Annotated in this window: 21 protein-coding genes and 2 tRNA genes; 20 read left to right on the top strand and 3 right to left on the bottom strand. The window is 54.5% G+C overall.

Annotated elements, in window-relative coordinates; genetic code table 11:
- Positions 1–6 precede the first annotated feature (6 nt).
- The 4 genes from AC2T28_RS23985 to AC2T28_RS23970 are packed head-to-tail and all read left to right on the top strand — an operon-like array spanning position 7 to position 4245.
- The gene (locus AC2T28_RS23985) at positions 7–966 is read left to right on the top strand and encodes a dihydrodipicolinate synthase family protein (RefSeq protein ID WP_486751136.1); all 960 of its coding nucleotides are present in this window, start codon (positions 7–9) and stop codon (positions 964–966) included.
- Entirely contained in the window at positions 957–1889 is a 933-nt protein-coding gene (locus tag AC2T28_RS23980) for a 4-hydroxyproline epimerase (RefSeq protein WP_486751135.1), read from the top strand. Before AC2T28_RS23985 ends, AC2T28_RS23980 begins: the two co-directional genes overlap by 10 nt.
- A gap of 22 nt (positions 1890–1911) precedes the next feature.
- Positions 1912–3153: an NAD(P)/FAD-dependent oxidoreductase gene (locus AC2T28_RS23975; RefSeq protein WP_486751134.1), complete on the top strand. Its 1242-nt coding sequence runs from the start codon at positions 1912–1914 to the stop codon at positions 3151–3153.
- A 60-nt stretch (positions 3154–3213) separates the two neighbouring features.
- The gene (locus AC2T28_RS23970) at positions 3214–4245 is read left to right on the top strand and encodes a trans-3-hydroxy-L-proline dehydratase (RefSeq protein ID WP_486751133.1); all 1032 of its coding nucleotides are present in this window, start codon (positions 3214–3216) and stop codon (positions 4243–4245) included.
- Here the strand turns inward: AC2T28_RS23970 and AC2T28_RS23965 are convergent, their stop codons facing one another.
- Together AC2T28_RS23965 and AC2T28_RS23960 are read right to left on the bottom strand one after the other, a co-directional pair.
- Positions 4246–5667, bottom strand: coding sequence for a sensor histidine kinase (locus AC2T28_RS23965; protein WP_486751132.1), 1422 nt, complete (start codon positions 5665–5667; stop codon positions 4246–4248).
- Positions 5664–6368 (bottom strand): response regulator transcription factor, encoded by a 705-nt coding sequence (locus AC2T28_RS23960; RefSeq protein ID WP_486751131.1) that lies wholly within the window; start codon positions 6366–6368, stop codon positions 5664–5666. Before AC2T28_RS23960 ends, AC2T28_RS23965 begins: the two co-directional genes overlap by 4 nt.
- Before the next feature lie 184 nt (positions 6369–6552).
- Here AC2T28_RS23960 and AC2T28_RS23955 point away from each other — a divergent pair, with 184 nt between their 5' ends.
- The 4 genes from AC2T28_RS23955 to AC2T28_RS23940 all read left to right on the top strand — a co-directional run bounded on the left by AC2T28_RS23955 (position 6553) and on the right by AC2T28_RS23940 (position 10792).
- Positions 6553–7809: an ABC transporter substrate-binding protein gene (locus AC2T28_RS23955; protein ID WP_486751130.1), complete on the top strand. Its 1257-nt coding sequence runs from the start codon at positions 6553–6555 to the stop codon at positions 7807–7809.
- A gap of 86 nt (positions 7810–7895) precedes the next feature.
- Positions 7896–8792 (top strand): carbohydrate ABC transporter permease, encoded by an 897-nt coding sequence (locus tag AC2T28_RS23950; protein ID WP_486751129.1) that lies wholly within the window; start codon positions 7896–7898, stop codon positions 8790–8792.
- A complete protein-coding gene (locus AC2T28_RS23945) occupies positions 8785–9672 on the top strand; it encodes a carbohydrate ABC transporter permease (RefSeq protein WP_486751128.1) in 888 nt (295 codons plus the stop codon). Before AC2T28_RS23950 ends, AC2T28_RS23945 begins: the two co-directional genes overlap by 8 nt.
- A gap of 10 nt (positions 9673–9682) precedes the next feature.
- A complete protein-coding gene (locus tag AC2T28_RS23940; RefSeq protein WP_486751127.1) occupies positions 9683–10792 on the top strand; it encodes an ABC transporter ATP-binding protein in 1110 nt (369 codons plus the stop codon).
- Positions 10793–10997: 205 nt separating this feature from the next.
- Here AC2T28_RS23940 and AC2T28_RS23935 read toward each other — a convergent pair.
- A tRNA-Thr gene (locus AC2T28_RS23935) sits at positions 10998–11072 on the bottom strand.
- 204 nt (positions 11073–11276) lie between these two features.
- On the opposite strand from AC2T28_RS23935, the gene AC2T28_RS23930 reads away from it, so the two are divergent.
- From AC2T28_RS23930 to AC2T28_RS23875, 12 genes are all read left to right on the top strand, one after another.
- Positions 11277–11438 carry a hypothetical protein gene (locus tag AC2T28_RS23930; RefSeq protein ID WP_486751126.1) on the top strand — a complete coding sequence of 54 codons (162 nt, stop codon included), beginning with the start codon at positions 11277–11279 and terminating at the stop codon, positions 11436–11438.
- A 6-nt stretch (positions 11439–11444) separates the two neighbouring features.
- Positions 11445–12713, top strand: coding sequence for a UDP-N-acetylglucosamine 1-carboxyvinyltransferase (gene murA, locus AC2T28_RS23925; RefSeq protein WP_486751125.1), 1269 nt, complete (start codon positions 11445–11447; stop codon positions 12711–12713).
- On the top strand, positions 12713–13189 hold the full coding sequence (locus tag AC2T28_RS23920; protein ID WP_486751124.1) for a DUF2948 family protein: 477 nt from the start codon (positions 12713–12715) through the stop codon (positions 13187–13189). Before murA ends, AC2T28_RS23920 begins: the two co-directional genes overlap by 1 nt.
- 53 nt (positions 13190–13242) lie before the next feature.
- Entirely contained in the window at positions 13243–14547 is a 1305-nt protein-coding gene (hisD, locus tag AC2T28_RS23915) for a histidinol dehydrogenase (RefSeq protein WP_486751123.1), read from the top strand.
- A 266-nt stretch (positions 14548–14813) separates the two neighbouring features.
- Positions 14814–15293 carry a UPF0262 family protein gene (locus tag AC2T28_RS23910; RefSeq protein ID WP_486751122.1) on the top strand — a complete coding sequence of 160 codons (480 nt, stop codon included), beginning with the start codon at positions 14814–14816 and terminating at the stop codon, positions 15291–15293.
- A gap of 4 nt (positions 15294–15297) precedes the next feature.
- The gene (locus AC2T28_RS23905; RefSeq protein ID WP_486751121.1) at positions 15298–15753 is read left to right on the top strand and encodes an arsenate-mycothiol transferase ArsC; all 456 of its coding nucleotides are present in this window, start codon (positions 15298–15300) and stop codon (positions 15751–15753) included.
- A gap of 333 nt (positions 15754–16086) precedes the next feature.
- Positions 16087–16305: a translation initiation factor IF-1 gene (gene infA, locus AC2T28_RS23900; protein WP_005978431.1), complete on the top strand. Its 219-nt coding sequence runs from the start codon at positions 16087–16089 to the stop codon at positions 16303–16305.
- Positions 16306–16495: 190 nt separating this feature from the next.
- On the top strand, positions 16496–17077 hold the full coding sequence (locus tag AC2T28_RS23895; RefSeq protein WP_486751120.1) for a Maf family protein: 582 nt from the start codon (positions 16496–16498) through the stop codon (positions 17075–17077).
- On the top strand, positions 17074–18108 hold the full coding sequence (locus tag AC2T28_RS23890) for a ribonuclease E/G (protein ID WP_486751119.1): 1035 nt from the start codon (positions 17074–17076) through the stop codon (positions 18106–18108). Before AC2T28_RS23895 ends, AC2T28_RS23890 begins: the two co-directional genes overlap by 4 nt.
- On the top strand, positions 18105–18287 hold the full coding sequence (locus tag AC2T28_RS23885; RefSeq protein ID WP_486751118.1) for a DNA gyrase inhibitor YacG: 183 nt from the start codon (positions 18105–18107) through the stop codon (positions 18285–18287). The genes AC2T28_RS23890 and AC2T28_RS23885 overlap by 4 nt, the downstream gene beginning before the upstream one ends.
- Positions 18288–18368: 81 nt before the next feature.
- A tRNA-Phe gene (locus AC2T28_RS23880) sits at positions 18369–18443 on the top strand.
- A 258-nt stretch (positions 18444–18701) separates the two neighbouring features.
- On the top strand, positions 18702–20150 hold the full coding sequence (locus AC2T28_RS23875) for an FAD-binding protein (RefSeq protein WP_486751117.1): 1449 nt from the start codon (positions 18702–18704) through the stop codon (positions 20148–20150).
- The last annotated feature ends 494 nt before the right edge of the window (positions 20151–20644 follow it).

The following is a 20644-nucleotide window of genomic DNA, read 5'->3' as shown; positions in this document are numbered from 1 at the left end:
CAACCGATGACTAAAAATATTTTTTCTGGCTGCATCCCGGCCCTGATGACCCCCTGTGACGCTAACCGTCAGCCGGATTTTGACGCGCTGGTGCGCAAAGGTCAGGAGCTGATCGCTGCGGGCATGTCGGCAGTGGTCTACTGTGGCTCCATGGGCGACTGGCCGTTGCTGACTGATGAGCAGCGCATGGAAGGTGTTGCTCGCTTGGTTGCAGCAGGGGTTCCTACAATTGTTGGAACCGGCGCAGTTAACTCCGCTAAGGCAGCTGCCCATGCAGCCCATGCAGCCGAAGTCGGGGCGCATGGCCTGATGGTTATCCCGCGCGTTTTGTCGCGCGGTACGTCCATCGTTGCGCAACGCGCGCACTTTGCGGGCGTTCTGAACGCTGCTCCGGATCTTCCTGCTGTGATCTACAATAGCCCTTACTATGGTTTTGCAACCCGTGCAGACCTGTTCTTTGACCTGCGCAAAGATCACTCGAACCTGGTTGGGTTCAAGGAATTTGGCGGAGTAGACGATCTTCGCTATGCGGCTGAAAACATCACCTCGAAAGACGACAATGTCACCCTGATGATTGGTGTCGACACAACTGTCTACCACGGGTTTGTCAATTGTAACGCCAGTGGCGCGATCACTGGTATTGGCAACGCACTGCCTCGTGAGGTGCTGCACCTGGTTGCGCTGTGTGAAAAAGCGGCCACAGGCAACGCCGAAGCGCGCGTGAAATCGCTTGAGCTGGAAGAGGCTCTGGGTGTTCTGTCTTCGTTTGATGAGGGCGCGGACCTAGTTCTGTATTACAAGCATCTGATGGTTCTGAACGGTGACTCCGAGTACACTCATCACTTCAACGAAACCGATGTGCTGTCGGATAGTCAGCGTAACTATGTTGAGGCACAGTACACATTGTTCCGCAACTGGTATGCGGACTGGAGCAAGCAAGCAGGTGTTGTCGCAGAATGCGCGTAATTGACAGTCATACCGCGGGTGAACCCACCCGTGTAATCCTGAGCGGCGGCCCCAACCTTGGTCGTGGGTCGCTTGCTGAACGTGCTGAGTTGCTGGAGCGCGAGCACAGCGACTTTTGCGCCTCGGTCCTGCTTGAGCCGCGTGGGCACGATGCGATGGTAGGGGCCCTTTTGGTGCGCCCTTCGGATCCAGAATGTGTCACCGGGGTGATCTATTTCAACCCTGTGGGAAACCTGGGCATGTGTGGCCACGCCACGATTGGGACTGCTATCTCACTTGCCCATCTGGGGCGAATAGTGCCGGGCACCCACATGTTCGAAACGCCAGTAGGACGGGTTGAAGTTGAGCTGCACGACATGAACCGTGCTTCAGTGGTAAATGTTGAAAGTTATCGGTTGCACAAGGACGTGACGATTGATGTGCCTGAAATCGGGCGCGTCACTGGGGATGTTGCCTGGGGTGGTAACTGGTTCTTCCTGACCTCGGATATGCCAGCGCCACTTGAAACAGTCAATATCGGTGTTCTGACCGACGCGGCCGTGCGGATCCGTGATGCGTTGGGAGCCGCTGGGATAACTGGTCGCGACGGTGCGTGGATCGATCATGTGGAGTTTGTTGGTCCTCCCAAGGAAAAAACTTCGAACGGTCGCAACTTCGTGTTGTGTCCAAGTGGCGCCTATGATCGCTCACCGTGTGGGACAGGCAGCTCAGCCAAGTTGGCTTGTTTGGCCGAAGACGGAGTTTTGGCATCGGGTCAGACCTGGATACAGGAAAGCATCATCGGTTCGACCTACACGCTGAGCTATTGGGAAGGTCAGGGTGGCGGTGTGGTGCCGACCGTTACGGGTGAAGCCTATGTGACCTCGTTGGCTGATCTGGTGTTCAGTTCCGCTGACCCATATGCACAGGGCATTCGTCTCTAATTTCGATACTTAGGAGCCCTTTATGGCACAATCTCATGTCATAGTTATTGGTGCTGGAATTGTAGGTGTCAGTACCGCATTGGCAGTGCAGGCGCGCGGGCTCTCGGTCACCCTGCTGGATCGGGAAGGGGTCGCCGCAGAGGCGTCACAAGGGAATGCTGGTGCCTTTGCATTCTCAGATGTGATACCTTTGGCAACGCCGGGTATCATGCGTAAGGCGCCTAAGTGGTTGCTTGACCCAATGGGCCCCCTATCCATTCCGCCTTCCTATGCTTTGAAAATAGCGCCTTGGATGTTGCGGTTCTGGCGAGCCAGTTGGCGGGATTTGTATCAGGGCGCAATCGCGGCCCAGACGTCGCTGATGGATTTTTCTCGCACCGCGCTTGAACGCCAGATTGCGGATGTTCAGGGCGAACCCTTTATGCAGCGTGACGGACAGTTGCAGTTGTACGAAGGAGAAGCCGAGTTTCGTGCCAGTCTGCCGCAATGGGACATGAGGCGAAATCAGGGTATCAAGTTCGACTTGCTGGAAAATGCAGGGCCAATTGCCGAGATCCAGCCGGGACTGCATTCTAGATTTACCCACGCAAGTTTTACGCCGGACTGGATGAACACCTGTGATCCAGCGGCTTGGACCCGCCATCTTGCGGATCAGTTCACAGCGCGAGGCGGCGTGATCGAGCAGGCCACGGTTACTAGCCTTGAGCAGCAAGGTGAGCGCGTGCGCATATCCATCGAAAATGGGCAGCGCGAAGCAGATCATGTGGTGGTAGCTGCTGGTGCTTGGTCTCATCACTTGGCACGGAGCTTGGGTGACAAGTTGCCACTGGAAACCGAACGCGGTTACAACACTACACTGCCCGAAGGGGCGTTTGATTTACGCACCCATGTGACCTTTGGTGGTCATGGGTTTGTAGTTAGTCGCATTGGTGGTGGTGTACGGGTTGGTGGAGCTGTTGAGCTTGGTGGTCTGAAGCTACCACCTAACTATAGGCGTGCGCAGGTGCTGCTGGACAAAGCTGCGAAGTTCTTGCCTGAACTGGATACCACTGGCGGTAAGCAATGGATGGGGTTCCGGCCCTCTATGCCGGACAGCTTGCCAGTCATTGGCGTTGCGGCAAATGCAAATCGCGTGATCTATGCCTTTGGACATGGCCATTTGGGTCTGACACAGTCTGCGGGAACTGCCGAGTTGGTTGCGGATATGTTGGCGGGTTCAACTCCTAGCATTTCCGTTGATCCATTTTCTCCGGCTAGGTTTTGACAACTATAGACTAAGGGTGCTCTCTATAGGGCATCACTCACTGAAACTCCGAGGCCCCAGATGCGCAGCAGCAAAATAATCCATGTGATTTCCTGCCACGCCGAGGGTGAAGTGGGAGATGTGATCGTTGGTGGTGTGACGCCGCCGCCGGGGGCCACATTGTGGCAGCAACGGGCGTTCATAGCCCGGGATCAGACGCTTCGGAATTTTGTTTTGAACGAACCGCGAGGCGGGGTTTTCCGGCACGTCAATCTGCTGGTGCCAACCAACCATCCCGAGGCTGATGCGGCCTTTATCATTATGGAGCCCGAAGACACACCGCCGATGTCTGGTTCGAACTCTATCTGTGTTGCGACGGTTCTGTTGGACGGTGGCATTATCCCGATGCAGGAGCCTGTTACCGAACTGTTGCTGGAAGCGCCGGGTGGTCTGGTCCGGGTAACGGCTGAATGCCGAAATGGTAAGGCCGAGCGCATTACAGTGCAGAACTTGCCGAGTTTCGCCGCCAAAATGGATGTGGAGCTGGAGGTTGAAGGGTTGGGTGCATTGAAAGTTGATACCGCTTTTGGTGGGGACAGCTTTGTGTTTGTCGATGCTGCAGCGCTTGGCTTTGAGATAATCGAGGATGAAGCAGCCGATATTGCCCGCCTTGGTGTACGGATTACCAATGCCGCCAATGAGCAACTGGGATTTTCTCATCCCGAAAACCCTGATTGGACCCATATATCGTTCTGTGCCTTTGCGGGGGCCATAACTCGAGAAGAGGGAATGCTGAACGGGCGATCAGCTGTGGCGATCCAACCGGGCAAGGTTGACCGTTCTCCAACTGGAACAGCGGTTTCTGCACGCATGGCATTGATGGCTGCGCGAGGTGAAATGGGGATTGGGGAAGAGTTTACAGCGACTTCGATCATCGGATCGCAATTTACAGGCCGCATTGTTGCTGAAACGCAGGTGGGCAGCAACGCTGCTATTATCCCTCAGATATCGGGGCGCGGTTGGATCACTGGAACCCATCAGCACATGTTGGATCCTGATGATCCTTGGCCAGGTGGTTATCGTTTAAAGGACACATGGGGCGCCGGAAGTTAGTCAGGACAGGCCACGCCTGACCCGCAACACGGCACGAAGCCCTGGTGCTGCGTCTTCAAGTGTAAGACCGCCGCCGTGTAACTCAGCAATCTCGTTGGCAATCGACAACCCTAGTCCCACGCCACCGGCTGCACTATGTCCATGGCCGCGCACAAACGGCATCATCACGCTTTCCAGTCGATTTGGCGCAATGCCCGGGCCGTGATCACGGATTTCGACCTGCAATTGATCTGCTCTGGGAGATGCGATCGACACTGTCACTTCGCCTGAGTATTTCAAACCATTGTCGATCAGATTGGATAGGGCCCGGCGCAGTTTGTCAGGCTGGCCCCGCATCATGCTTTCGCCGCTGGCTCGGATGGTCACATGGCTGCTGTGTCCAAAAATTGATGGCACGGTTGCGAGATCCTGCTCATCGGGCCAGTGGAAGCTGACATCGCGACCGGTGTCGCGATAGTCATCAACTAAACTTTCGAGCAGAGCTGCTAGGGAAAACCGATGGCTGTCCTCAGGCTGATGGCGAATACTGAGTAGGTCTAACGCGCCGTCAACGATGCTGGAAATTTCATCCAGATCTGCGGTGAATTTATCCCGGGTGATATCCTCGGGTAGCAATTCTGTGCGCAGTCGTAGCCGGGTTACGGGTGTACGCAGGTCGTGGGAAATTGCAGCCAGACCACGCACCCGTTTGTCTTGGTCGCGGGCAAAACGCTCCTTTAGGTGCACGATATGATCGCGGGCCATCAGGGCTTCGGAGGATGCCAGAACGGGCAGGGGGGTATGGTCGTTGGTTGCCAAGATCTGAAACGGGGCTGCAAGGTTCAAAGCCAGCGGCAGGATTGCCAGTATCACGATGATAAAACCGATCAGACCAATCAGGGCGACAGTTGTTTCAGTTAACCGGTCACGCCATAACTCGGGGGCGGTTATCAGCAATGCCTCTCCATCGCGAAGAAATAGCACCAGAGTGGCTGCACGATCTTGCCGGGCGATGCCTTTGGATAGATCCCCAAGACGATGGCTTGCGGTTTGTGGCGGCTCACCTGCGCGCAGAAGATCGGGGCGCTTGGCTGGACGATCGAATACCACAGCGGCGCGATAGCGTGCAGGACCCAGTGTGAGAATTAACGGTACGGTGTGGGCTGTTTCCTGAGCTGTGAACCCTGGCACCTTGCGCCACACATAAAGCGTGTTGTCTTGAGAAGCGTCGGAAAAGGGGGCCGCTTGAATAATCTGTCGAAGAATAGTCCCAGACGTTTCGGCAGTGTGGAGTGCCGAGCGGCGTTCAAATAGATTGTACGAGGTCCATGCGGCGACGAGCGCACCAGCAAGGAATGAGGCAATGACAAGCAGGGGTAACCGCTGGGCCAAGGATTGCGGCAGTTGCGAAAGGCCCCATTGAAAAGGGTGCAAAACACTCATGTTTCGTTGTTGAACTCAGCGCAAAACTGGTAACCTTTGTTGCGTACGGTTCGTATGAAATCGGCGGTACTATCAGCTGCCGTGAGTTTCTTGCGCAAGCGGCTGATCAGGATGTCGACACGGCGATCTTCGGGGCCAATTTCGACGTCCAGTATCTGGCGGGCAATGTCTTCACGGGTTACCGGCGCGGGTGCAATCGAGATCATTGTGGTCATGAGTTGATATTCGGTTGAGCTAAGCGGAACTAGCATGGCGTCGGGGCTGTGCAATTTTTGGCGGTCCTGATCCAACATCCAACCCGAAAAATGGATTTTTCCGCCAGTTGGTTTAGTTGCGATATCGCCTTTGGAGCGCCGCAACAAAGCATTAATCCGCGCAAGTAGCTCGCGTGGATTGAAGGGTTTCTCAAGATAGTCATCAGCGCCCAGCTCAATGCCAATGATACGTTCGGTATCTCCCTTGACTGCAGATAGAATGATCACCGGTAGTTCCGAACGCTCGCGTAGCCAGCGGCAGTAACTGAGCCCATCATCACCAGGCAACATGATGTCAACGATACAAACATCGAATTCATCTGGTGGCAGTCCTTTTGCCTGTTCCGCCGAGCCTGAAATCGTGCAGGTAAATCCACGATCACTCAGATAAGTCGAAAGCAGGCTGGAAATCTCGCTGTCGTCCTCGATGATGTGAACATGGCTCAATTTGCGGTCTTTCCTTATTGGTATGGGGCGTTTGTAACGATTTGTATCACTATGGACTGCAAAACCAATAGCCTGGCAACAAAACGCAACAAATCAACATGAGGGAAATAGGCGGAAGCACTCTACCCTATTGCCAGGGCCAGTCCGGAGGAGGCGGCACCATCTGATTATCTGGGAGGATATCATGAAGACATTTGCACGGGCGCTATGTGGCGCCGTTTCATTGATCGCTGTTACTGCAGCTGCACCTGCTGTGGCGGATCCTAAAGCCGAAGTCCTGCACTATTGGACATCAGGCGGAGAGGCTAAGGCTGTTCAGGCCCTGCAAGAAGCCTTTGCTGCGCGCGGTGGTGATTGGGTCGATGCACCAGTGGCTGGCGGTGGCGGTGATGCGCAGGCCGCTGTTTTGCGCGCACGGGTGCTGGCAGGGGATCCGCCTGCTGCGGTTCAGATCAAGGGGCCAAATATTCAGGAGTGGGCCGAAGCTGGTGCGCTGGGCGACTTGACTGCTGTTGCTACAGCTCAGGAGTGGGACAAAGTTCTGCCCGAAGCTATTCAGAACATCGTTAAGTACGAAGGCAAGTATGTAGCCGTACCGGTGAACGTTCACCGCGTCGACTGGATCTGGGCCAATCCAGAAGTGTTGGCCAAAGTTGGCGCCGAGGTTCCGACCACTTGGGAAGAGTTCAATGAGACAGCCGACAAGTTGCTGGCTGCTGGGATCATTCCATTGGCGCATGGAGGCCAACCTTGGCAGGATGCCACTGTGTTTGAAACCGTTGTGCTGGGCATTGGCGGAACCGAGTTCTACCGCAAAGCTCTGGTCGAGCTAGACATGGATGCGCTGGGCTCGGACACCATGGTTCAGGTGTTTGATCAGATGCGCAAGATGCGCGGCTATGTGGATCCTGACTTCCCGGGTCGCGACTGGAACTTGGCAACTGCAATGGTTATGCGCGGCGAAGCTGCGATGCAGATCATGGGCGACTGGGCCAAGGGTGAGTTCGCCGCTGCGGGCAAAGTGGCCGGTGTCGACTATATCTGTGCCTCGACCCCATCTGACAATGGTTACCTGCTGAACTCTGACAGCTTTGCGATGTTCAATGTCAAAGGTGACGACAATGTCGAAGGTCAGGCGGTCCTTGCTGAGCTGATCCTGGGCACTGAATTTCAGGAAACATTCAATCTGTTCAAAGGCTCGATCCCAGCGCGGACCGACGTTGCGCGCGATAACTTTGATGACTGTGCAATCAAGTCGATGACCGACATGGTTTCAGCCGCTGAAGGCGGAACACTGCTGGGTTCCATGGCGCATGAAATTGCCCAGGCTGGTGCGGTTCGTGGCGCGTTCATTGATGTTGCCACTGCACATTTCAACTCGGACATGTCATCGCAAGATGCTGTGAACCAGTTGGTCGACGCCATCAAACTTGCACAATAGACAGTGTCCTAGTCTGTACTTGTGCGGCCCGCGTGGTCGGGCCGCACAGCTTGCTACCTTTTCTCTAAAGCTGGAGCTCGATTGCGTTGACCCGTCCGCATGTCAAATTCATCGACCGCATTGCCCGCGCCCTGCCGCAAATAGTGGTTGCCCCCGGCTTCGCTGCGATCCTCTATTTCGTGTATGGCTTCATTATCTGGACCGGTTACATCTCGCTGACCAAGTCCAAGATGCTGCCCAATTATACGTTGATTGGCACCCGTCCGTACGAGCGGCTGTTCCAGATGGACCGCTGGTCAGTCGCTATTGAAAACCTGTTCATCTTTGGCTTCCTGTTTGTTTTTGTCTCGGTTGTGGTGGGCTGCCTGTTGGCGGTGCTGCTAGATCAGAAAATCCGCGCCGAGGGTTTTATCCGCACCATCTATCTGTACCCAATGGCGATCTCGTTCATCATTACGGGTACGGCCTGGAAATGGATCATGAACCCGTCGCTAGGTCTAGAGACCGTTGTCAGGGGCTGGGGCTGGGAGAGTTTCCGCTTTGGCTGGACCGTAGACAACAACCTGGCCATCTACGCGTTGGTGATGGCCGCTGTCTGGCAAGCTTCGGGTTTTGCGATGGCCCTGTTCCTGTCGGCTCTACGCAGTGTGGATCAGGATATTATCAAGGCCGCCAGCCTGGACGGTGCGCCGCCCTGGCAGATTTACTTGCGCATCATTCTGCCATCTATGCGTCCAGTCTTCATGAGTGCGATGGTGATCCTGTCTCACCTGGCCATCAAAAGCTTTGACTTGGTGGTGGCGCTGACGGGGGGGGGGCCCGGCTATGCCTCAACCCTACCTGCCAATTTTATGTACGAGATGACTTTCCGGCGAAATGAAATCGCCGTTGGTGCGGCCTCGGCCATGGTGATGCTGGCAACAGTGGCTGCGATTATGGTGCCATATCTTTATTCCGAATTGCGGGGGAAAAAACATGTCTGACACCGCCCGTTACTCTGCCCCGCGCCCTTGGTCTGCGCTGATCATGCGATTGCTGCTCTGGCTTATTCTCATTGTCTTTGCGATCTGGTTCCTGCTGCCGGCCTATGTGGTGGTTGGCACCTCGCTGAAGGATCTGGATGAGATCCGAGGTGGATCGTTGCTGGCTTTGCCCCACGAGTTGAATTTCTCGGCCTGGCGCCATGCCTGGTCAGAAGCGTGCATCGGCGTGAATTGTACGGGGTTGAAACCCTACTTCTGGAACTCAGTGTCGATGGCTCTACCTGGAGTGGTTCTATCAACCCTATTGGGGGCGCTGACCGGATATGCGCTGACCAAATGGAAGTTCAAAGGCGCCAATCTGGTGTTTGCGCTGATCTTGTTTGGCTGTTTCGTACCGTTTCAAGTGGTCATCCTTCCAATGGCACAGACCCTTGGTAAGCTCGGTATCACCAATACTGTTTATGGGCTGATCCTGGTGCATTCGGTTTACGGCTTAGCTTTCACCACGCTGTTTTTCCGCAACTACTATGTCACTATTCCAGATGAGCTGGTACGGGCGGCGACGATTGATGGGGCAGGGTTCTTTACCATCTTCCGTCGGATTATTTTGCCGCTGTCGCCACCGATTATCGTGGTGTCAGTGATTTGGCAGTTCACCCAGATCTGGAATGACTTCTTGTTTGGCGCCAGTTTCACCACCGGCGGAGCACAGCCCATCACGGTGGCAATGAACAATCTGGTCAACACCACAACCGGGGTCAAACAATACAACGTTGATATGGCTGCTGCGCTGATCACTGCCGCGCCGACCCTACTCGTATACATCTTTGCGGGCCGCTATTTTGTGCGCGGACTGACCGCAGGTTCCGTCAAAGGATGAGGAAATAACAATGGCATCTCTGACAATCAAAAACGCCGTCAAACGCTATGGTCCTGTTGAGGTCCTCAAGGGCGTGTCGATCGACCTGCGCGATGGCGAGTTTCTGGTCCTGCTTGGCGCTTCGGGCTGTGGTAAGTCGACCTTGCTCAACATGATCGCCGGACTGGAAGAAGTCACCGAGGGGGAGATCATGATTGGCGATCGGGTGGTGAATGACGTGCACCCTAAAGATCGCGACATCGCGATGGTGTTCCAATCTTACGCGCTGTACCCGACAATGACGGTCGCCCAGAATATTGCATTCGGTCTGGAAATGCGCGGCGTGCCCAAAGAAGAGCGCGCGAAGCGAGTGGAGCAAGTCGCCAAGACACTACGTATGGACCATTTGCTGGACCGTAAGCCCGCTCAGCTGTCCGGGGGGCAGCGTCAACGAGTCGCCATGGGGCGGGCACTGGTGCGCGATCCCGAAGTGTTCCTGTTTGACGAACCACTATCGAACCTAGATGCCAAGCTGCGGCTTGAGATGCGGACTGAGATCAAACGTCTGCACAAGCGTCTGAATGCCACCATGGTCTATGTCACCCATGACCAGATCGAGGCACTGACACTTGCGGATCGAATTGCGATTCTCAAAGATGGTGAAGTACAGCAATTGGCGTCACCTGCTGAGATCTATGAACAGCCCGCCAATATGTTTGTTGCGGGCCTGGTTGGATCGCCGCCAATGAACTTTCTCGACATTACAATCGAGGCAGGCGAGGTGGGTCCAGTTGCTTGGGTTAACCTGCGAGCCGATGGCAAGGATGAACCTGTATTACTAGATCTAAAAGCCCATGCTGCGCGGCTAGAAGCGTATGTTGGTCGAAAAGTGGTGATGGGGCTGCGCCCTGAAATGATCAGTCAAGGGGCCAACGGTTCAGGTCAAATCGTTCAATGTGAAATCGACGTAACCGAAGCAACGGGTGCTGATACGCTGTGTGTACTGAACTGGAACAACCAGGAGGTTCTGGCGAGAGGGACCTCGGGGTATACAAAAATTCTTGAGGGTACGATGGATTTCAGCATCGAAACCGAACGCGCCTGTTTGTTTGATCCTGAAACAGGTCTTCGACTGGCGTAAGGCGGGCCGGATTGCAGAGACATGTTGGTTGATGCTGCAATCCGGTTGTATTTCGAATCGGTAAGCCTGAGTATTTGTTAGGAGTTAACCTGTTTATCCGAAGGCGCTGAGCAAGCCATGGCGCCTGTCATAGTCCTACCATGCCAATAGCGCTGGAGCGCAGCTTACTGGCGCTGCAGGTCGTTTTTACTTTGCTATAAAGGGATGGTGCTGTGAGAGAGGATTGAACTCTCGACCTCACCCTTACCAAGGGTGTGCTCTGCCACTGAGCTACCACAGCATACCGTTCCAGATCTCTACTTGGCAAACTATGGGCTCTGGAGGTCCCATTGTCTCTTGTTGCCTAAGCAACCGTTTCTGCGTCTTGCCAGTGGATGTGTTCCTCTGAGCTTCAGCAGCGCCGGTGAGGGGGCTTTTAGGATCAAACGAAGAACTGTGCAAGGGCAATCTGGACGGTTTTTTCACACTAAGCTACACATGGTTTATGGCAGATAAAAAAACATCTAATAGTGGCGGCAAATCACCCGCACGGGAAGACCGGCTAAAGGTTGCGTTGAAGGCCAATATGGCACGGCGCAAAGCCCAAGCTAAGGCGCGTGCGGCTACAGCAGTCGACGATAAACAGACAGGCAAGTCGGAAGGATAACGGCAGATGGATTCTATTTTGGTAACCGGTGGCGGTGCGCTAAACGGTCAAATTCCGATTGCAGGGGCAAAGAACGCTTGTTTGACATTGATGCCCGCAACATTGCTAAGCGATGAACCGCTGACACTGACAAACGCCCCGCGGCTGAGTGACATCAAAACTATGACAGAACTGTTGCAGTCGTTGGGGGCCGAAGTCACCAGCCTTCAGGATGGTCAGGTCTTGGCGATGTCCAGCCATGATCTTAATAACCACACAGCGGACTATGATATCGTACGTAAGATGCGTGCTTCGATTTTGGTGTTGGGACCTATGTTGGCACGGGATGGTCATGCTGTTGTCTCGCTGCCCGGCGGTTGTGCAATTGGAGCTCGTCCAGTGGATCTGCACCTGAAGGCGTTGGAAGCGCTGGGCGCTGAGCTGGAGCTGAAAGATGGCTATGTTCACGCCAAAGCGCCGGGCGGGTTGAAAGGCGGCACTGTGGATTTCCCACTGGTTTCGGTCGGCGCCACTGAAAATGTTCTGATGGCCGCAACTCTGGCTAAGGGCACTACGGTCATCAACAACGCAGCGCGTGAACCTGAAATTGTGGATCTTGCCGATTGCCTACGCAAAATGGGTGCGCAGATCGACGGCGATGGTACATCTACCATCACGGTTCAGGGCGTTGAAAAGCTACATGGCGCGACCCACCCTGTGGTGACGGACCGAATCGAGTTGGGCACCTATATGTTGGCTCCAGCGATTTGTGGGGGCGAGGTCGAGCTTCTGGGCGGACGCATGGATCTGGTCGGGGCGTTTTGCGAAAAACTGGATGCTGCCGGTATTTCTGTAGAAGAAACCAAGTCAGGCCTTAAAGTCGCGCGCCGCAGCGATCGGATAATAGCAGTGGATGTGACGACCGAACCATTCCCTGGTTTTCCTACCGATCTGCAAGCTCAGATGATGGCGCTGTTGTGCACAGCTGAGGGGAAATCTGTTCTGGAAGAGAAAATTTTCGAGAACCGGTTTATGCATGCGCCAGAACTGATCCGTATGGGAGCTCAGATTGAAGTGCATGGTGGTACGGCCACAGTGACAGGTGTTGAGAAGCTTAAGGGCGCGCCTGTGATGGCGACTGACCTGCGCGCATCTGTTTCGTTGATTCTGGCAGGATTGGCTGCTGAGGGAGAAACCGTGGTCAGCCGCGTGTATCATCTAGACCGCGGCTACGAGCATGTTGTGGGAAAATTGTCTGGTGTTGGTGCCAAGATTGAACGGATCAAGGGGCAGTAATGGCCGACGCTACATTTGAAGAGGGGGCCGAAGCCCCCCTGAACCTTGGCGCACTTTCCGAAGAAGACCTGCGGGTTATTGCTGCTCTGACGCAGGATGCGGTGTTTCCCTTAACCGAAATGCGCTGGCAGTCGAGCAAGCACCGTTTTGCACTGCTGCTGAACCGATTTCGCTGGGAAGACAGCGATGCCGCCAAGGCCCGTGGCCGTGCGTATGAACGGGTGCAGTCTCTGTTGGTCATCAGCAATGTGCTTGCGGTGGCTTCGCAAGGGGTTGATCGCAACGACAAGGATCTGATCCTTTCACTTCTCGATGTGAGTTTCGAAGCCGGAGAGGATGGCACTGGCCATCTTTTATTGACCCTTGCAGGGGACGGTGTTCTGCGGCTTTCAGTTGAAGCGCTGGAAGTTTCTCTGCGTGATGTCACCCGCCCATATCAAGCCCCTTCGGGTAAGGTGCCTGGGCACGGCGATTAACCTGCTTGAGCCTTGCACCGCGCGCCGTTATTCAGCGCTCAAAGGAGAGCCCGATGCCGCAGTTTCTTGATGCTACTTCGCCCGATTTTGAAGCGGCTTTTGCCGAGCTGCTGGGCGCCAAGCGAGAAGATAGCCCCGATGTAGATGCTGTGGTTGCAGATATCATCGCCGACGTGCGTAGCCGTGGCGATGAGGCTGTGATTGAGCTGACGTCCAAGTTTGACCGGCTTGACCTCACAGCCAGCCAACTTGCTTTTACGGATGTTGAAATCGAAGACGCAGTTGCACAGGTTTTGGCAGCGGATCGTGCAGCTTTGGAATTGGCGGCAGAACGGATCCGCGCCTATCACGAACGGCAAATGCCTGCTGACGATAGTTGGACGGACGCAGCAGGCGCCACCTTAGGCTGGCGCTGGTCCTCTGTATCAGCAGCTGGCCTGTATGTGCCGGGTGGACTTGCCACCTATCCGTCGTCGGTGTTGATGAATGCGATCCCGGCCAAGGTTGCGGGTGTGCAGCGTTTGGCGATTACCGTTCCGACTCCTGATGGACAGGTAAACCCGCTGGTTCTTCTGGCTGCTCGGATTGCCGGAGTTGATGAGATTTACCGGATTGGCGGTGCTCAGGCGATTGCTGCGCTTGCCTACGGCACCGATACAATTTCTCCGGTGGATAAAATCACCGGCCCTGGCAATGCTTTTGTCGCGGCGGCCAAGCGTCGGGTTTTTGGCAAGGTGGGAATCGATATGATTGCCGGCCCTTCCGAAATTCTGGTAATCGCGGACAAGGACAATAATCCGGATTGGATTGCTTTGGATCTGCTAAGCCAGGCCGAGCATGACGAAAGCGCCCAATCAATTCTGATTACGGATGATGCTGAGTTCGGCCGCGCCGTGGCCAAAGCAGTTGATGCGCGCTTGGAAACACTTGAGCGCCGGGCAATCGCTGCGCCCAGCTGGCGCGACTATGGTGCGGTGATCACAGTGTCAGATCTGGATCAAGCCGCTGCCCTATCTAACCGCATTGCTCCGGAACATCTTGAGCTTTGTGTTGCCGACCCTGTAGCGTTGAGCCACAAGACAGTTCATGCTGGCGCGATTTTCCTTGGCCAGTACACGCCCGAGGCAATTGGTGATTATGTCGGTGGCCCGAACCACGTTTTACCCACCGCGCGTTCGGCCCGTTTTTCTTCAGGGCTTTCGGTGATTGATTTCCTAAAGCGAACAACGCTTAGCCAAATGACACCTGCAGCACTTAGCAAAATTGGCCCTGCCGCCGAGGCACTTGCGATCAGCGAGAGCCTGGAGGCGCACGGTTTGTCGGTTCGTGTCAGGTTGGATGCCTTAAACGACAAGTGAGTGTCATCTAGGGACGCTACCTCTCTTGCCTATCGGGCAATTCACCCCGGGATATTTCAGGCCAGATGAATGTCGGATCCACTCCCCAGTTTAACTAGGGAGCTTCACCTAGTTTAAAGTATCTCCGCCGGAGGCAAGAAGCTATTTTTGATGCAGGTTTAGCAAAAGCAAACTGTCAGGCCTTCTTGGCACAAGCCACGCATTGCCGCTGCCTTTGACTTGCGATACGTCTGAGGCAACGCCTATGTGCAGTGAGAACAAAGAAAATGAACCGCATCAGTCAAATTGAATTGGACGACCGCAATTTGCCACCTCCTACTCCGGAGATTGAGCAGGAACGCCGGGTTGCAATTTTTGATCTGATTGAGGAAAACTCGTTTCAGCTCCCCGAGCGTGAAGGGCGTGAGGTGCCAGTGGGTCCATATCATCTTGGACTGGCAATTCGTGACAAGAGATTGGTTTTTGACTTGGAGACTGAGGAGGGCGGAAAAGCCGCCGAATTCCATCTGTCTTTGTCGCCCTTTCGTCAGGTGGTGAAGGATTATTACCAGATCTGCGAAAGCTACTTTACCGCGGTAAAAACACTGCCTCCAAGCCAAATTGAGACCATAGATATGGCTCGACGCGGGATCCACAATGAAGGTAGTCGGGTGTTGCAAGAAAGGCTTGAAGGGAAGGCCGAGATCGACACTGATACGGCGCGGCGGTTGTTCACGCTGATTTGCGTTCTGCATTTCGGGGGCTGATGTATTGAGTGAGTTGCCGCAATCGGTTTTGTTTTGTTGTGACCATAATTCGGTGCGCTCTCCGATGGCCGAAGGCATCATGAAAAAGTTCTATGGTACTGGCACCTATGTCCAATCTGCCGGGGTTAAGACGGACATGGAGATAGATGGTTTCTCGATTTCTGTTTGCCAGGAGATCGGTGTGGAACTATCGCGTCATCGCTCGCGCTCGTTTGATGAAATGGAGCGGTGGGGAGATGATCTGTCCTCGTTTGATCTGGTGGTGGCTTTGTCCCCTGCTAGCCAGCGTCGAGCCTTGGAGCTGACGCGATTTTTCCATCTTGATGTTGAGTACTGGCCGATCATGGATCCGACTGGCTTGGGGGAGGGGCGTGAAGCGAAGCTGAATAGCTACCGCCAATCGCGTGACCAGATCATCAAGCACCTAATCAATCGCTGGGGGGAGCCCGCGCAAACGTAGTTGTCCGATTTTCCCGTTGCGGAACCTCGGATGGATGATTCGAATCTTGCAGCAACTGCTGCTTGAAGAGTTTCTCTTCTCCGCTTCGGAGTTTTGCCCAGATTGGCTTTGCTTCGCCTTAGGGCATCTGTTCAAGAGATGTCGCTTAATTGGTCGTTAGACGCAGTAAATCATCTGGTTTAGCTGAGTATGCATTGTTCGAAGTACGGTGATTTGGGGAAAACGATCACTATTAGCCATCTGCGGTGATTGCGCCCTTGAAAATCAGGGCAAAAGCGCTCATTTAAGCGCACGTCCCGCATATCAGCGGGGGTAACAAACAATGGAGACAACATGGCCAAGGAAGATACGCTCGAATTTCCCGGTGTCGTGAAGGAACTCCTGCCTAATGCGACGTTTCGGGTCGAGCTGGAAAACGGCCATGAGATCATCGCACATACGGCGGGCAAGATGCGCAAGAACCGCATCCGTGTTCTGGCTGGCGACAAGGTTCAGGTGGAAATGACCCCCTACGACCTGACCAAGGGACGGATCAATTATCGCTTCAAATAAGCATGATCCTGATTGACGACCAAAGCCCGGCCCATTCGCCGGGCTTTTGTCATTCAGGCTTGCTGCGCATAATGGGCGCCTCCGGTGGGGGCGATTTAAAACAAATAGGAGACCGCTGATCCTACAAGGCGGCTCCGAGCATGAGTTAATCCCATTGGTGTTGGCTCGAAATTGGTACGAAGGTCGGAAAATGGCGTTTATTCTAGGATCAGGCAGCCCGCGACGGTTGGAGCTTTTGGCGCAATTGGGCGTTGTGCCGGACGAAGTGCGGCCGCCAGATATTGATGAGACCCCTAAGAAGGCAGAGCTGCCGCGGGACTACTGCAGCCGTATTGCGCGTGAAAAGGTTGTGGCAGTTCAAGCTGATCAAGACGATTTGGTGCTTTGCGCTGATACCACTGTGGCACTGGGGCGCCGCATTATGGGAAAACCAGCCGATGCGGGAGAGGCAGCAGAGTTCCTGCTGGCTCTGTCGGGGCGCCGTCACCGCGTTATTACCGCAATTTCCTTGCGCCGTGGCGATCAGGTCTGGTCAAGGGACGTGGTGTCTCAGGTGCGGATGAAGCGGTTGTCAGATGCGGAGCTGAATGCCTATCTTGCTAGTAATGACTGGCAAGGCAAAGCTGGAGGCTATGCCATCCAAGGACCTGCAGGTGCGCTTATTCCCTGGATCAGTGGCTCGTTCACCGGCATCGTTGGCTTACCATTGGCAGAAACTGCAAACATGTTACAGGCAGCGGGCTATCCACTGCATAAGGAGGCCGCCGAATGAAGGGCCGTACTATTATCCTTGATCACCTGAATGGCCGAGAAGCAGCGGCACTAATGGTAGATGGCAAGCTAGACGATTTTCTGATCGAAGGTGATTTGCCAACCCCAGGTACAATCTACCGCGCCCGTGCTGATCGCCCGGTCAAGGGGCAGGGTGGGATGTTTCTGAACACCCCTGATGGCCCTGCGTTCCTGCGGCAGGTCAAGGGGTTGGCCCCTGGCCAGATGTTACTGGTGCAGGTCGCCGGATATGCCGAAGAAGGTAAAGCAATCCCAGTCACGCAGAAGATTTTGTTCAAAAGCCGCTATGCGATTGTTACGCCCGAGGCGCCGGGCCTGAATATTTCTCGTTCGATCCGCGACGAAGACGAGCGTGAACGGCTACTGGAAATCGCACATGGGATCATGGCTGACAGTGAACATGGATTGATCTTGCGTTCCGCCTGCGATGGGGCGGATGCGGATGAAATTGCCGAAGATATCTCGGCAATGGCGGATATGGCTGCAACGGTTATGGCGGATAGTGGCACCGAGCCGCAGGCACTGACCGAAGGTGATGCTCCGCATCTACTGGCTTGGCGGGATTGGTCCGAAGCGGCGGATGTCGAGCGTGAGCCAGGTGGATTTGAGCACCATGGTGTGCTGGAGGCTTTGGAGACGATACTGGGGATCCGTGAGCCTTTGTCCGGCGGCGCCTTTCTGTTTGTGGAGCCGACACGGGCGTTGGTCGCGATCGATGTGAATACTGGGCCCGATGTTTCTCTGGCTGCCGGGGTTAAGGCGAATATGGCCTGTGCCAAGGCATTGCCAAGAGCGCTTCGTTTGCGGGGATTGGGGGGGCAGATTGTTCTAGACTTGGCGCCAATGCCCAAAAAGGATCGCCGGGCCTTTGAAACGGCTCTGCGTGCAGCTTTTCGGTCTGATAGTGAAGAGACGCAATTGGTTGGCTGGACTCCCCTTGGTCACTACGAACTGCAGCGCAAGCGTGGCCGGGCTGAGTTGAAAGATATTTTGGCGGAGGCACTAGCGTGAGTTGTCCGATCTGTGAAAAAGAGGCTGACAAGGCTTATCGCCCATTTTGCAGCAAACGCTGTGCCGACATCGACCTAGGGAAGTGGTTGAACGGCTCGTATGCGGTGCCAAGTCAGGACCCAGAAGACCTTGAAAATGCATTGGAAGAATCTGCTAAAATTCAACAAATCGAGCATTAGCAATTTTCTTGACGAAAGCCTCTGGACACCGTCACCAACACGGCATAGAAGGCCCACACCCAAGGCGAACAGCCTTCCCGTGCCCGGGTAGCTCAGGGGTAGAGCAGTGGATTGAAAATCCTCGTGTCGGTGGTTCGATTCCGCCCCTGGGCACCATTTCCACCTTTAAGGTGAACCATCCAACTTATTAAAAATTGATAAACCCCTTATTTATATGGGTTTTACGCTCCAGCTTTCACCTTTGGTTTGCGAAAATTGCGCAACTCTCCTGATTTCGGCAATCATTCTGTTATATAGCTGTTATATAATCCTTGACCTTTTGGTGGAGGTTTCAAGTTGTATAACAATGAAGGTTGGAAGTGTTATATGGACTTTTAACCATGCAGTGTGTGAGTTGCATAAGTGGCGTAACTGATGGCCGAAGCTAGCCCTTGGGCTGGAGGCGAGGTCTGTCACGTTACTCATCCTACATTGCTGCCGATGAAGCTGCTGGCAGATGTCACGACGAACCTTGGCTCCGACGGGTTCCTGAATGATGCTTCACGGTTGTCAAAAACGCCTATTCACAAACACATAGTCTTGTCGGAAGATCCGGGAAAGTCCTTGGTGGCGGCACTCAGATCCGAGTTGGTCCAAGCCGCAACCAACGGCCGACCAGTTAACCTAGCCGCTGCAAGACACTCAATGGGCGGGCATTCAATACCACGGGATGGAACTGCGATCACGTTTAACAACGGTTTGGTCGAAGTTGGCGACGGCGTGTACCGGACTCATGCCGGTGCGCGTTGGCGTGATGTGATCGCCGCACTCGATCCTGCTGGTCTCTCCCCAAAAGTGATGCAATCCAATAATGACTTCGGCGTTGCGGCGAGTTTCAGCGTGAATGCACATGGTTGGCCGACCGCCTTTGGTCCAATGGGATCGACGGTGCGGTGGATAAAGATACTTCTGGCTGACGGCAGCCTGATAACAGCGTCGCCGCAGAAGGATTCCGAAATATTCAATGCGGCCATGGGCGGCTATGGTCTGATCGGCCTGATTACGGAAATGGAGGTTGAAGCGGTGCCAAACACGCTGTTGAAGCCCAGTTTTCTACGCGTGGACGCCGAGAAATTTGCTGAGCCGTTCATGCAAAGTTTGCAGCAATCTCCGATGGCGTTTGGCCGCCTAAGCTTAGACCGCGATAACTTTTTTCGGGAAGCATCGCTTGTGTCGTTCAAAGAAATCGAGGGGGAAGTTCCCGATTCCCAAGGTTCTGAATTTGCATACGGTCTGGCGCGCAGCATATTCCGGGCTCAAACCAACAGCGAATTTGGCAAGCGGTTGCGCTGGGGAATCGAGACGAAGCTGGCTCCCGCGTTTCTTGGTACGTCGTCCCGTTCCGGCCAAATGAACAAATCGGTGGCGCAAATAAATGGCCCTGATCGTCCAAATCGGGCTGATATTTTACACGAGTACTTTGTGGCCCCGGAGCGGTTTGCCGATTTTATTAAGGTGTGTCGCGTGATCATTCCGGCCTCAGATCAAGACCTACTGAATGTTACTCTTCGGTGGGTGGAACGCGACACGGGTTCCTTGTTGTCCTATGCGCCGGGCGGCCCCCGAATTGCAGCCGTAATGAACTTCAGCCAAATGCTGACTCAGGAAGCGGAAGATAATGCCAAAATAATGACGCGACAATTGATAGATGCCGTTCATACATTGGGTGGCAGCTACTGTTTGCCGTACCGGCCGCATGCCACCGTCGATCAATTCTCGTCGGTGTATACAGGCGCGACTGAATTTGCGTCTCTTAAGCGGCGCGTCGACCCCAATCAGCTTTTTAGAAGTGCTTTTGGGGATAGGTATTTGTCGAATCTATAGGGCGGTTCCATCATTTTCTCGTTTTTGTGTCGAGTGTAGATCGAAGACCTTTTGAATGCCCGCAAACAGCGCTCCGCAAATCGCAGAAGCAACAGCAGGGAGATTGGAACCACATTTACTGAAAATTGTGCGATCCTACAGACGGGCTTTCTACAATGGCAACGAATGGCGGGTCTGTTGGGCAAATCGGCTACCGGCACTCATCACTGCGAGAGTCAGCTTCCCCGCCCTTTGTGTCCGCTGCTGAACGGCGCTCCAAGGGCAACAGTGGACTGAGCAGCAGATGTTTGACGTTCTGCGTACTAAGGCCCGCTTAGGTCCCTAGCATCCTGTTAGTTCCGGCGACGGCCCCACTTTGCAAAGCACACTTCCTGCACAGAGCTGCCGTTGGTGGTGATCGCGTCTAACGGCAGCAGTCAGCCTATTCTGTTGAAAAACTCACGGTTTTGGCGGCACTACATCACAGGATGAATGGCTTCCAACTCGATTTCACG

Source organism: Parasedimentitalea nitratireducens (genome assembly GCF_057444295.1).
The sequence above is the reverse complement of the archived record's forward strand: the minus strand, read 5'-3'. Positions and strand labels throughout refer to the sequence as shown.

Excerpts from the sequence above, each read along its gene's own strand:
- AC2T28_RS23985 (WP_486751136.1), top strand. The coding sequence starts at position 7 with ATGACTAAAAATATTTTTTCTGGCTGCATCCCGGCCCTGATGACCCCC.
- AC2T28_RS23980 (WP_486751135.1), top strand. The coding sequence starts at position 957 with ATGCGCGTAATTGACAGTCATACCGCGGGTGAACCCACCCGTGTAATC.
- AC2T28_RS23975 (WP_486751134.1), top strand. The coding sequence starts at position 1,912 with ATGGCACAATCTCATGTCATAGTTATTGGTGCTGGAATTGTAGGTGTC.
- AC2T28_RS23970 (WP_486751133.1), top strand. The coding sequence starts at position 3,214 with ATGCGCAGCAGCAAAATAATCCATGTGATTTCCTGCCACGCCGAGGGT.
- AC2T28_RS23965 (WP_486751132.1), bottom strand. The coding sequence starts at position 5,667 with ATGAGTGTTTTGCACCCTTTTCAATGGGGCCTTTCGCAACTGCCGCAA.
- AC2T28_RS23955 (WP_486751130.1), top strand. The coding sequence starts at position 6,553 with ATGAAGACATTTGCACGGGCGCTATGTGGCGCCGTTTCATTGATCGCT.
- AC2T28_RS23945 (WP_486751128.1), top strand. The coding sequence starts at position 8,785 with ATGTCTGACACCGCCCGTTACTCTGCCCCGCGCCCTTGGTCTGCGCTG.
- AC2T28_RS23940 (WP_486751127.1), top strand. The coding sequence starts at position 9,683 with ATGGCATCTCTGACAATCAAAAACGCCGTCAAACGCTATGGTCCTGTT.
- AC2T28_RS23930 (WP_486751126.1), top strand. The coding sequence starts at position 11,277 with ATGGCAGATAAAAAAACATCTAATAGTGGCGGCAAATCACCCGCACGG.
- murA (WP_486751125.1), top strand. The coding sequence starts at position 11,445 with ATGGATTCTATTTTGGTAACCGGTGGCGGTGCGCTAAACGGTCAAATT.
- AC2T28_RS23920 (WP_486751124.1), top strand. The coding sequence starts at position 12,713 with ATGGCCGACGCTACATTTGAAGAGGGGGCCGAAGCCCCCCTGAACCTT.
- hisD (WP_486751123.1), top strand. The coding sequence starts at position 13,243 with ATGCCGCAGTTTCTTGATGCTACTTCGCCCGATTTTGAAGCGGCTTTT.
- AC2T28_RS23910 (WP_486751122.1), top strand. The coding sequence starts at position 14,814 with ATGAACCGCATCAGTCAAATTGAATTGGACGACCGCAATTTGCCACCT.
- infA (WP_005978431.1), top strand. The coding sequence starts at position 16,087 with ATGGCCAAGGAAGATACGCTCGAATTTCCCGGTGTCGTGAAGGAACTC.
- AC2T28_RS23895 (WP_486751120.1), top strand. The coding sequence starts at position 16,496 with ATGGCGTTTATTCTAGGATCAGGCAGCCCGCGACGGTTGGAGCTTTTG.
- AC2T28_RS23890 (WP_486751119.1), top strand. The coding sequence starts at position 17,074 with ATGAAGGGCCGTACTATTATCCTTGATCACCTGAATGGCCGAGAAGCA.
- AC2T28_RS23875 (WP_486751117.1), top strand. The coding sequence starts at position 18,702 with ATGGCCGAAGCTAGCCCTTGGGCTGGAGGCGAGGTCTGTCACGTTACT.